Annotated in this window: 11 protein-coding genes; all 11 read left to right on the top strand. The window is 31.9% G+C overall.

Going from position 1 to position 12919, the window contains the following annotated elements; translation table 11 throughout:
* Nucleotides 1-794 (top strand): mevalonate kinase (gene mvk, locus Q0409_RS03170; RefSeq protein WP_298534988.1); only part of this gene is annotated, 794 nt, incomplete at its 5' end.
* Between the two features lie 161 nt (nt 795-955).
* Nucleotides 956-1771, top strand: a complete 816-nt coding sequence (locus Q0409_RS03165) for an isopentenyl phosphate kinase (protein WP_298534986.1) — start codon at nt 956-958, stop codon at nt 1769-1771.
* Between the two features lie 502 nt (nt 1772-2273).
* Nucleotides 2274-3323: a type 2 isopentenyl-diphosphate Delta-isomerase gene (fni, locus tag Q0409_RS03160; protein ID WP_298534984.1), complete on the top strand. Its 1050-nt coding sequence runs from the start codon at nt 2274-2276 to the stop codon at nt 3321-3323.
* A 158-nt stretch (nt 3324-3481) separates the two neighbouring features.
* Nucleotides 3482-4828 (top strand): RNase J family beta-CASP ribonuclease, encoded by a 1347-nt coding sequence (locus tag Q0409_RS03155; RefSeq protein WP_298534982.1) that lies wholly within the window; start codon nt 3482-3484, stop codon nt 4826-4828.
* Between the two features lie 111 nt (nt 4829-4939).
* Nucleotides 4940-5935, top strand: a complete 996-nt coding sequence (gene idsA, locus Q0409_RS03150; RefSeq protein WP_298534979.1) for a short chain isoprenyl diphosphate synthase IdsA — start codon at nt 4940-4942, stop codon at nt 5933-5935.
* A 273-nt stretch (nt 5936-6208) separates the two neighbouring features.
* On the top strand, nt 6209-6988 hold the full coding sequence (locus Q0409_RS03145) for a hypothetical protein (protein ID WP_298534977.1): 780 nt from the start codon (nt 6209-6211) through the stop codon (nt 6986-6988).
* A gap of 890 nt (nt 6989-7878) precedes the next feature.
* Nucleotides 7879-8442, top strand: coding sequence for a restriction endonuclease subunit S (locus tag Q0409_RS03140; protein WP_298534975.1), 564 nt, complete (start codon nt 7879-7881; stop codon nt 8440-8442).
* A 52-nt stretch (nt 8443-8494) separates the two neighbouring features.
* The gene (locus Q0409_RS03135) at nt 8495-10324 is read left to right on the top strand and encodes a type I restriction-modification system subunit M (protein ID WP_298534973.1); all 1830 of its coding nucleotides are present in this window, start codon (nt 8495-8497) and stop codon (nt 10322-10324) included.
* 789 nt (nt 10325-11113) lie between these two features.
* The gene (locus tag Q0409_RS03130; RefSeq protein WP_298534971.1) at nt 11114-12031 is read left to right on the top strand and encodes a manganese-dependent inorganic pyrophosphatase; all 918 of its coding nucleotides are present in this window, start codon (nt 11114-11116) and stop codon (nt 12029-12031) included.
* A 101-nt stretch (nt 12032-12132) separates the two neighbouring features.
* A complete protein-coding gene (locus Q0409_RS03125) occupies nt 12133-12396 on the top strand; it encodes a zinc ribbon domain-containing protein (RefSeq protein WP_298534969.1) in 264 nt (87 codons plus the stop codon).
* Between the two features lie 12 nt (nt 12397-12408).
* Nucleotides 12409-12819, top strand: coding sequence for a hypothetical protein (locus Q0409_RS03120; RefSeq protein WP_298534967.1), 411 nt, complete (start codon nt 12409-12411; stop codon nt 12817-12819).
* The last annotated feature ends 100 nt before the right edge of the window (nt 12820-12919 follow it).

The raw sequence follows: 12919 nt of genomic DNA, 5'->3' as shown, positions 1-12919 counted from the left end.
GTAGAGGAACTTATACATTAGTTAGAGGAAAGCCTGGCATTATTCGCTATATCTTAAATGCTATGGGAAAGTTCCATGATCACAGTAACATTGACATGAGCTTGTCCCTTAACTTGCCTATCGGTTCAGGTTTAGGTTCTTCTGCTGCTGTAACTGTAGCAACAATAGCTGCATTGCATCATTTCCATGGAGTTGAATTCAATAAGGAAACACTTGCACATGAAGCTCATGGAGTTGAAGAAGATGTTCAAGGAATAGCAAGTCCATTGGATACATTGATAAGTACCTATGGGGGATTAATCTACTTATCCCGTGAAAAGAGGATAGTCCGTTTTGACAGTCATTTGGATGCTCCCTTTGTTGTGGGATTCACAAATAAGTATGGAAACACTGCTAAAATGGTTAAGAACGTAAAGACATTAAAGGAAACCTATCCTGAATTGGTCAATCCAATAATCTCTACAATGGGCAAGATTGCTAATGAGGCAAGAGTTGCAATCATAAAGAATGATGTCGAAAGAATAGCTGAACTTATGAACTTGAATCAGGGTTTACTTGACTCTTTAGGCGTAAACACCTATGAATTGTCCAGAATGATTTACACTGCACGTGACAATGGGGCACTAGCATCCAAAATCACAGGTTCTGGTGGTGGAGGAAGTATAATTTCCCTATGCAGTGAAGAGACAATAGATGAAGTTGCAGAAGCAATCAATGTTGAAGATAAAACAATTAAAGTCAAGTTCTCAAAGGATGGTGTTTTAGTAAATAGGAGGGCTCCTCCTTTACCTTAGATTTTGTGATTGCAATGAAAACTGTTTATAATTATTTTTCATTTTTCTAAATTTATTTTAAATATTATTTATAATATTTCTTTAAATATTATTTATAATATTTTTTTAAATATTATTTTAAATATTATTTTAAAAATTATTTTTAATTATAGTGTGATTTTATGATTATTTTAAAGATTGGCGGAAGCATATTAACTGAAAAGGATTCAGCGGAACCTAAAGTCGATTATGATAACTTGAATCGTATTGCAGAGGAAATCAGACAGTCTTTGTATGCTGAGGAAATCAGCAATGACTTGATAGACGGTCTTGTAATCGTTCATGGTGCAGGATCATTCGGCCATCCTCCTGCTAAAAAGTATCAGATTGGACAGCCTTTTGAAATGAAGGATTACCTCGAAAAGAGAATAGGCTTTGCAGAAGTTCAAAATGAGGTCAAGAAATTGAATTCAATCATCTGTGAGTCCTTGATTGAACATGGCATTCCAGTTATTGCAATACCTCCATCTTCCTTTATAACTTCACACAACAAGAGAATCTATGACTTTGACTTGAACTTAATAAAGACATATCTTAGGGAAGGATTTGTTCCTGTTCTCTTTGGAGATGTGGTTATTGATGATGAAGTGAAGATAGCAGTCATCTCTGGAGATCAAGTCCTCCAATACATTGCTAAGTTCCTAAAATCTGATAGGATTGTACTTGGAACAGATGTGGCTGGAGTCTATACCAAAAACCCTAAAACACATGATGATGCCGTCCATATTGATGAAGTGAACTCCATTGAAGACATCAAGTTCTTGGAATCCACTACCAATGTTGATGTGACTGGTGGTATGGTTGGAAAGGTAAAAGAACTTTTAGACCTTGCAGATTATGGAATAAGTTCTGAAATCATCAATGCAAATGAGGAAGGAGCCATTGCAAAGGCATTGCAAGGTATGGAAGTGAATGGAACTAAAATTTGCAGAAAATAATTTTAATTCTTTATTATTCTTTTTTCTATCATTTATTCTTTTTTAGTATTATTTAAGCTTTTTTTAAACAATTTTTTTATCAAATTCGCTCTATTTTTACCCAATATTTAAATATAATGAAAATAAAAAATTATAAATAGTTAAATATATGGATTTCATATATTTTTGAATTTAAAAAATTAAAATTAATGTTTTAATGTTAATGTGATGCTTTTAATATTTTTAAATTCATTCGGGACCTAATAAACACGTAAAAGCATTTGATATGCTTTCATCTAATTCGCTTAAAATAGATAAGGGAATGAATTAGATTTGATATGGACTTTTTTATAAAGTTTATAATAATTTGCTATTTTAAAAGATAGTTTATATAAAATTGAATTTTATATATTGGAATTATATGTTTTTACTTACTTTTTTTAGGTTCTAATGATTTGATATTTCTTCATATTAATTTTAAACTTATTATTCTTATTACTTATCAATTATAAAAGAGGAAACAATGATTTCAGATAGAAAATTAGAACATCTCATGATTTGTAAGAATTATGATGTTAATTATAAAGACAAAACTACAGGCTTTGAGGATATAGAATTGATCCATAGGGCATTGCCTGAAGTTCATAAAGAGGAAATTGATATTTCAACAGAGGTTTTCGGAAAGAAATTGGAATCTCCATTATTCATTACAGCAATCACTGGAGGGCATGCTGCTGCAAAGGATATCAATAAGGAATTGGCTATTGTTGCAGAAGACAAGCAAATTGGTTTAGGTGTAGGAAGCCAAAGGGCAGCTATTGTAAATCCAGAATTAAGACACACTTATGATGTTGTAAGGGAATATGCTCCATCTGCACTTGTTTTAGGTAATATTGGAGCGCCTCAATCTGATTTGGCTCAGGATGCTGTTGAAATATTGGACAGCGATATATTGGCAATTCATTTGAATCCACTCCAAGAAGCAATCCAGCCTGAAGGAGATGTTGACGGTAGAGGATATCTTGATTCAATAGCTGAAATCTGCAAAAGCGTAGATGTTCCCGTTATGGCAAAGGAAACAGGAACTGGTATCAGTGCAGAAGATGCAATTGCACTTGAAAAGGCAGGAGTCAGTTTCATTGATGTTGAAGGTGCTGGAGGAACAAGCTGGGCTGCTGTAGAAACCTACCGTGCTGATGACCGTTATATGGGAGAATTGTTCTGGGATTGGGGAATCCCTACTGCTGTAAGCACTGCAGAAGTGGTAAATTCCGTAGGCATTCCAGTTATATCTTCTGGAGGAATTCGTTCAGGTCTTGATGCTGCAAAAGCTATTGCATTAGGAGCAGATGCTGTTGGAATGGCATTACCTGCACTTAAAGGAGCTTATGAAGGACAGAAAGCTTTAGTGGAAATGATTGAAAGGTTCAACGAATCATTAAGAATAGCTATGTTTTTAGTTGGAGCTTCAAATATCGAAGAGCTTAAGAATTCAAATCTCATAATCAAGGGAGAAACTAAAAACTGGCTTGAAGCAAGAGGATTCGATACAAAAGCTTATGCTAGAAGATAATTATCTATTCAAAGATTATCTTAGATAATTCTATTTTTTAATTTAAGAGTTTTCACTCTTATTTTCATATATTTAGAATGCATTGTGACTTATTATTTGAAATAAAATTTTATACTCATTATTTTACGGATACGAAAAAACAAAAAGGAGGCAATAAAATGACTGTAGAAGTTATTGCAATAGGTGGATATGAAGAAGTAGGAAAGAACATGACTGCAGTAAAAGTCGGTGAAGATGTAATCATCTTTGATATGGGTATCCACTTAGACAGAATCAGCATTCACGAAGATACAGATATTGATAGAATGCATAGTTTGGATTTAATCGAAAGAGGAGTAATTCCAGACGATACAATCATGAAGGATGTAGACGGTAAAGTTAAGGGAATAGTATTCTCACACGGTCACTTAGACCACATTGGTGCTGTTGCCAAATTGGCTCACAGATACGATGCACCAATCATTGGAACCCCTTATACCACTGCATTAATTGAAAAGCAAATTAAAGGAGAACGTAAATTCAAGGTAAACAATCCAATCAGACCATTAAATCCTGGAAGCAAGATCAAGTTATCCAAGGACATTACATTGGAGTTTGTACAGTCCACTCACAGTATTCCTCAAGCTGTGTTCCCTGTATTGCACACCAATGAAGGAATTATCGTTTATGCATTGGACTTTAAGTTTGACAATCACCAAAAGGTTTCACCACCGCCTGATTACAATAGGCTTAGGGAATTAGGTAGAAAAGGAGTATTGGCTCTCATTGTAGAGACTACCAATGCAATCAACTACACTGAAACCAGAACATATTCCGAAAAGGTTGCAAGAATAATCCTTGAAGACTTGATGAGAGAACCTTTAAAGGCAAAAGAAGGTATGATTGTAACTACCTTTTCATCTCATATTGAAAGGATTCAAACCATTGCAGACATTGCAAAGGACAGCGATAGGGAAATTCTATTCTTAGGACGTTCCATGGAAAGGTTCTGTGGAATAGCTCAGAACTTGGGAATCTTGAAATTGCCTGCAAACGCTTATGTTTATGGATCTCCTAAAGCAGTCAATAAGGCTCTTATGAAAGCTGAAGATGATAGGGACAAGTTCCTGCTTGTAACCACTGGTCACCAAGGTGAACCAGATGCATTGCTTCCAAGAATAGCAAGTGGAAGAACTCCATTCAATGTAAAGAAAGGAGACAATGTCATATTTTCAGCACCTATCATTCCAAATCCAACCAATGCTGCAAACAGGCATATTCTTGAATCCAAACTAAAGGCAAACGGTGCAAGAATCTATGCAAACGCTCACGTTTCAGGACACGCTGGTCGTGAAGACCACAGGGATTTCTTGAGAATGCTTAAGCCAAAACACATCATTCCTGCTCACGGTGAGCTTAATATGTTAGTTGCTTATGGAGAGCTTGCAGAGGAAGAGGGATACAGAATAGGAAACAATATTCATATTTTAAGAAATGCACAAGCTCAAGTCTTTAATGGCAACTAGTTAATCTAATTAACTTATTTGAGCTTATTTCTTTTAAAAATCATTATTACAAATTTATTTTAATTAAGTATTTAATGAAGTTTCAATAAATATTAGTCTAGAGGGAGAATTATGTCTGATGTTACTGATGTCTTAAAACAATATTCCAAAGATGTTGTAAAAACCATTGAAGAGAATCTTAGTGTTATTGAACCACAGGATTTACAGGATGCTTGTCTTTACTTAACTAAAGCTGGCGGTAAAATGCTTAGGCCAGCTCTTACTTTAATCTCTGCGGAAGCAGTTGGAGGGAAAAAGGAAGATGCATTGAAAACTGCGGCTGCTTTAGAGCTTATTCATACTTTTTCACTTATCCATGACGATATCATGGATGATGATGACATGAGAAGAGGAATGCCTTCTGTACATAAGGTATGGGATGAGCCTGTAGCTATTTTAGCTGGAGATACCTTATTCTCAAAAGCATTTGAAATGGTAATCGATTCAAAAGAGGAAAATGCAAACCCTGCAAATGTTGCAAATGCATTAGCTACTGTTGCAGATGCTTGCGTAAAAATCTGTGAAGGTCAAGCTTCTGATATGAGCTTTGAAGGAAACTTTGATGTGAAGGAAGCTGAATATTCTGAAATGATCTTTAAGAAAACAGGTGCATTGATTGCTGCAGCTACCAAAGCAGGAGCAATTATGGGTGGAGCAGATGACGAAACTGTCAACGCATTATATGAATATGGTCGTATGATAGGTACCGCTTTCCAAATCCAAGACGATTACTTGGATGTAATCAGTGATGAGAAAGACCTTGGAAAACCTGTTGGAAGTGATATCGCTAAAGGTAAAATGACTCTTATGGTTGTTAAGGCATTAGCTGAATCTGAAGGCGAAGATCATGAAAGATTACTTGAAATCTTAAAAGAAGAAAATTCTTCACAAGAGAATGTACAAGAGGCTATTGATTTATTCAATAAATATGGCTCCATTGAATATGCTCACAATCTCGCTTTAGAAAACGTTGATGGGGCTAAGAAAGTACTCGAAATATTGCCTGATTCTGAAGCTAAAGCAATGCTTATCGCTTTAGCAGATTTTGTTATAGACAGGTCTTCTTAATTTTAGTATTTTCTTATTTTCTTATTTTCTTATTTTCTTATTTTTCTTTTTTTCATTTTCTTTTTTTAATTATTTTCACTTTATACTATTTTTTTAAATTTCTTATTCTATTATTTTAATAATTTTATCTATTTTTACCTTTTTTTATCCTATTATTTGCTCTTTTTTGACTATTTTTTAAGTTAAGTTTATAAATAATTTAATTTAAATTAATAATTATAACAAGCTATTTTATTACTAGTTTTAAAAAAATTAGTTTATGGGGAGGTTTATGTGGATTTAAGACGTTTATTATTGGTATTGTTAGTAATTGCTGTGGTTTTAACCAGCTCTTTCTTTTTATTGAATTATGATGAAACCATCAAATACAATAGGGTTAGCCTTACAGACTCTTCCAGCATTGACATGCCAATAAGTGATCAATCTACAACTGCAGTTATCAAAAATGGGATTTACTTAATCAACGACACTCGGCATGATTTGACTGTGATGTATTTCAATAGTGCACAAGGAAATCAGGTTGCGGCAGTTGAATTGGAGTATATCCGTAATGATTTCATATCAAATTCCGTTCAGGAAACATTAGGAAATCAAACCATTTGGCATAATGAGGAAAATGGAACTTATATGGCTTTCATTGGAAATCATGTCACTCATGACAATATCCTGATAATCTGTAAAGACCCTGAAATGCTAGAGCATATGATCGGTTCTGTTAGTTACCAATATTTCAATGAAGAAACAAACACTACAGAAACCTTGACTGGTGAGAATCAAACTTCTGCAAACGCTACAGCTAATCAAAGTGTAGTCAATACTGGAATTGACAGTACAAGTTCAGCTTCAAACCAATCAAGCTCATCAAGTAATGTGCCTGCCGGTTATTACTGGTCTGGTCAGGATTCAGATTACATAAGGGAATACACTGATTCTAAAGGTCTTTATCATATTGATCGTCTTCATGGTGATAATGAAGTCATTGATAAAGTGAACAATAAGCATTATACAAATGGTGTGGAAGATACAGAAGCATTTAATAAGGATTTTAATTAATTTGATTATTTAATTATTTAATTATTATCTTTTTTTCTTTTTCTTTTTCTTTTTGCTTTATTTAGTTTATTTGCTCTATTTTTTATTTTTACAGCTATTCACTGGTTTTTTAAACTTTTTATTCTATTTTTTCATCAAATATTTATATGTCATATGATTTTAGAGTAGTGTCATTAAATTTAAGAACGAAACATTTATATACTAGTATGTGTATAATACTTATTGTGATTAGAAAAAACTTAAGTAAATTTAAGTCTGCTTATTTTTTTCAATCATTAAAAGTTTCATTAAAATTTAGAAACTAAAGATGTTTCATTAGTGAATTAGTGTAGTTCGACCTCTCTCTTGTTTGTTTAACTTTAACACCTTTTGCTATCTCATTCATATATGCACTAAATTTTAATGGTTGATTAAAATAAGATCTAATCCAATTAATATCGCACATAAATTATTAAAAAAATGGTTAATTAAAAAGTAGGTAGAAATCAATCTTATGCATTATTCATAAGCTAAGGAATATGGTCCGGGGGTGAATTGTATTCCTTATTATTGAATAGGAATTGGGGTGATTCTTATTCAATCACTTGCTTGTGATATTTTGTTCATATTTGATCTCCTTTGAATGTACTGGAATATAATTTGGGGGTGAATTATATTCTTTAAGTTAGGATAAGAATTGGTGGTGATTCTTATTCTTTTGGAAAAAAGGTAATGGGGGTGTTATCTTTTTTCCCATTTTCTTTTCCATTTTATTACTCTATCATTTTCCACATTTTCCATTTTCTCAATCTCTTTTTTATCATTTTTGCCCTTAACTTTAAGAACAAGTAATTACAAAATAATATATAAATATTATTTTTTGGTTATTTTAATCAAAATTAGGTGAGTATATGATTAAAAATTATAAGTTTGATGAAATTGCAGACATTTTCACTGGAATTAGGGTCAAACGTTATCAAAAAGGTATCACAGTAGAGCAGAAAGTACTTAAGAAAACATATGAAGACAGTTCAAGGATTGAAACTGAGGATGTAGAGGTTTCTGAGGACATAAACCCTAAGTTTTATTCAAGGAAAGATGACATTGTCATTTTGCTTGCAGGATCCACTGTAAGCAAGCTTGAAGAGGAAGGAATAATCATCCCTATGTATTATGCTGTTGTAAGGGTTAAGGAAGGGTTTGATGTTGACTTCATCTATCATCTTCTTAAAAGTGATATCTTCCCAAGGGAATTGCATAAGATTGTAGAGGGAACTACCTTAAAAATCATTAAAACCACTCACCTAAAAGAAATTAACTTGCCTATTCCTGATTATGAAACTCAAGTGGAATACGGAAGATTATTTAAATTGATGGACAAAAGAATCAATCTAAACCAAGAATTGATTGAATTGGAAAGACAGAATGAGAAATTGATCATGAAGAATTTATTAGAGAGATTAGATGAAAACTAATCACTGGTCTTGATTATAATTATTTTTATTATTTTAATTTAGGGGTTATGATATGGAGAACTTTTTAGGGCGTCAATTATGGTCCATTTATGAAGATTTGAAAAGAGGAAATAGGATTGGTTTTTTAACTGATGATGAGTTTCAAAAGTATTTCCTAGGCTTTATTTCCTATAAGTATCTATCTGAAAAACTGGAGACTTACATCAATAACGAATTGAAAGCTGAGAACCTTAAGTTTGAAGAAGCATATAATCTTAAAGCTTTTAAAAAATCCTTAAGAGAAAAGTCAATTGAAGATATAGGATACTTTTTAAGCCCTGACCTTTTATATAAAAACATTGTCTCTTCAAAGAATTATGGGAATATCATTATTGAAGAATTGGATAAGGCATTCAATGAAATCAGCGATTCTTCTGTGGGAAGAGAAAGCCAAGAGGATTTCCAGAACCTTTTTGAAGGGGTGGACTTATATGCATCTCAATTGGGAAAGACAATAGAGGATAAGAACCGTGTTGTATTCAATATTTTAGATGCATTAGGGCCAGTGAATTTTGATTTGGATAAGGAAAGCAGGAATAACACTCTTTTAAGCAAATCCATTCTTGAAAATAGAAAATTCAATAAGGATTATTCATATTCACGTAAAAATGAAAGACGCTTGCGTTCCGGAAGAAAGAATAATATTAAAGCGGATTTCAAGGATTTGAATTCATTAGTTGATGAAAAAATGGAATACAATCTAATGAAGTCTAATTATGCTTTAGAAGCAGATAGATTGGATTATGAATTTGATGAATACAGCTTAAACAGGGATATTCATCAGAAAGATGAAATTTATGAAAAATATATTGATGATCTAATTGGAAACAGTTTCGAATATCTATTAAGCGAATTTTCCTTGAATTCATCAAATTCCTCAGATTACTATACTCCTAATGAGGTTTCCACTTTAATCGCTAAGATTATATCTTCCCAGAAATCAAAGCTTGAATCCGTTTATGATCCATGTTGCGGTTCAGCTTCCTTGCTTTTAGAGATTAATAAGGAATTGCCTTGTGATTTTATCTGTGGTCAGGAACTTAATGCCTCATTCTATAATATTGCAAGAGAAAACATGATTCTGCATAATATCCATTATAAGGACTTTGACATTAAGCAAGGGGATACATTGGAACAGCCTCAGCATTTGGATTATACTTTTGATGCTGTAGTTTCTCAGATTCCATTCAATTCCAGATGGACTGCGGACAGGAGTTTTCTTGATGATGTAAGGTTTATGCAATATAATATTCTTCCCCCACATTCAAAAGCGGATTATGCATTTATTCAGCATATGCTTTATCAGTTGAATGAGGATGGAATAATGATTGTTGTCGCCCCTCATGGAGTACTGTTCAGAGCTGCTTCTGAAGGAAAAATCAGAAGGATGATTGTTGAAAGATTCAATTATCTTGATGCAGTCATTGGACTTCCTGCAAATATGTTCTACAGCACCAATAATCCTGCTTGTATGATGATCTTTAAGAAAAACAGAGATTACTATGATGATGTTCTCTTCATTGATGCTTCAAAAGGATTCGATAGAACCAAATTAATCAACTATTTGCAGGAAGAGGATATTTCTAAAATCGCAAGGACTTATAGGAATAGGGAAGAAATAGAAAGATATTCCCACAGAGCAAGCTTAGATGAAATTAAAAGGAATGATTTCAATTTGAATATCCCTCGTTATGTTGACACTTACGAAGATGAAGGAGAAGAGATTGACTCTGATGAGTTGGTATCAAGACATAAGTATGTGACTGATGAGATTAAAAAGGTTACAAAAGAGATTGAAGATACTTATAGAAAACTAAATATTGAAAATGACTTATTTAGGTAGTTCTTTTTTATTCTCTTTTTTTATTCTCTTTTTTTATTCTCTTTTTTATTTTCTTTATTCTAATTTATTCTAATTTCTAATTTTTTCTAATTTTTTCATTAATCACTTTTTTTTATTTATTTATTTTCAAATGCTCTTGGCATACTGGCTTATATTTATTCAAATAATAGTATATTCAAGGAACATGTATTTTTTGGTGAAACAATTTTAATACATTTTAAAATAAATTCATTGGAAATTACAGTTTCTTCACGGAAAATACTTAAAACTACGAATTCAATCAAGGATCTATTTTGCATAATAGCTCTTTGATGAAAATTCTTTTGATTATTCTAAATAATACTTTATAAAAACATTACATTCGTCTTATTCCTATTTAGAATAATCAAAATTTTTTTAAAATAAAATAAATTAATCTCTAACTTTTTTTAATTATATTTTTCTCTCTTCAAAATCTATTGATATTTTTAAGGTTTATAACTCATTTTTTGTATTATTAATAGCAAACTATTTATATAGATAATAAATATAATTATATACATAGAATTATTAACTATACTTTTAGAATATTCTTTTAACATATCACCCCCTTTACATTAGTTTCTAGTTTTCTTTTTTTGGTATAGTTTATAATTCAGGTTTAGAGCTTAGATTTTTTAATCTAAGTTCTAAACATTAATCTTTTTAATTAACTTTTTTTAAATTTTCATAAATATTTAATAATGTGAAAGGTCAAAATTATAATTGTTATTTTGATAAAATTTATCCAATTTATTATTAGGTGAAAAAATGAGTAAAACTTATATTTTTGGTCATAAAAGTCCAGATACTGATTCAATTACCTCAAGCCTTGTAATGGCTGATTTGGAAACTAAATTAGGTAATGATGTTGTTGCATGCAGATTAGGAAGTCTTAACAAGGAAACTGAATATGTATTGAATTACTTCGATATTGAAGCTCCTGAATTAATTGAAAGAATTGATGATGATGCAGAAGTTATTTTAGTGGATCATAACAGTCCAAGCGAATCCATTGACAATATTGAAAACGCTAAAATCCTAAAGGTCGTTGACCATCACAAAATAGCTTTTGAAACTTCTTATCCTTTATTTGTCAGAACAGAACCTGTAGGATGTACTGAAACCGTTTTATTGAAGTTATATAAGGAAAACGGATTAACTCCAGATAAAACCATTGCATCCTTGATGCTTTCTGCAATTATTTCTGACACATTGCTTTTAAAATCTCCAACAACCACTGAAGATGATAAGGAAGCCGTTAAAGAGCTTGCACAAATCGCTGAAATTGATTATGAAACTTATGGATTGGAAATGTTAAAGGCAGGAACTGACTTATCCAGTTTCTCTATTCCTGAAATCTTAAGCTTAGATGCAAAGCAAATTGACTTTAAGGATGTAAAATCCATTGTAAATCAAGTGAACACTGCAGATATTGCTGATGTAATGGAAATGAAAGCTGATTTGGAAGCAGGAATGGAAAAAATCATTGAAGAAGAGGATTTAGACTTATTCATGCTTTTAATCACTGATATTGTAAACAGCAATTCTCAAGTCATTGCACTTGGTAAGGATGCTGCACTTGTAGAAAAAGCTTATGGAGTAAAATTAGAGGATAACACTGTCTTATTGGAAGGAGTTGTCTCCCGTAAGAAACAAGTGGTTCCTATTATGACTGAAAATGCTTAAATGGCATTTTTGGTTTCAATTCTTCAAGTTCTTTAATTTTTTAGTTTATTTTTATTTTTTGATTTCATTTTTTTAAAAATTTTATTATGAGGGGGTAAAAAATGTCAAAGTTTTGTCCAAATTGCGGTCATGAAAATAAGGATGTTGCTACATTCTGTGGAAATTGCGGAAGTAAATTGGTTTCTCCAGATTTCAGCACAAATTTAAGAGATAATGGATCTTCCACTAATAATTCAACTACCACTACAACAACTACAACTACTTCAAATGCTAGCAGCGCTTCAAGTTCCAATGATCTTGGTTCTGTATGTTGTGGTGTGCTTATAATATTATTTATAATAATTCTTATCATGTCAATAGGATAGTTTAGGGATAGAATGGATTTCAATCAATTTGGGAACAATTTAGAGGATTCCACTAATTTTCTAATAGAAAAATTAAGTGAATTGCATCCTTGGGATGAGGAATGGAAATACAATATTGCAGTTAAATTAGTTCCCATTTATGTTGAGGAAATTAGCAAATTCAGGGAATATTTGGAATCCGTTGGCTTGGATTTCACAGAAGAGAATTTCGATAATATCCTTAAGTTCTCATCCATTTTGACTAAAGATCAAGTCAAGCTTCTTTTTATGGGAGATTTGGCTGATATTCCATTGATTTATGATGGAAAATACTTAAGTGATGATGAAAGGATTGACTTATTGGTGGAATACAAGACACGCTTAAGGAAAGTTGAGCCTAACTTGTATCTGTTCTTTAATCATGTGGAAAATTATTTGGATTAGCAATTTCTTTAGTCCTAAATTCTTTGATTCTTTTTTCTAATTTTTATTTATTCTATTCTTTTTTTATTTTTTTTATTTTTTCAATATTTTTTCTTATTTT

The organism is uncultured Methanobrevibacter sp. (assembly GCF_937898925.1).
Classification (GTDB): domain Archaea; phylum Methanobacteriota; class Methanobacteria; order Methanobacteriales; family Methanobacteriaceae; genus Methanobrevibacter.
The sequence above is the reverse complement of the archived record's forward strand: the minus strand, read 5'-3'. Positions and strand labels throughout refer to the sequence as shown.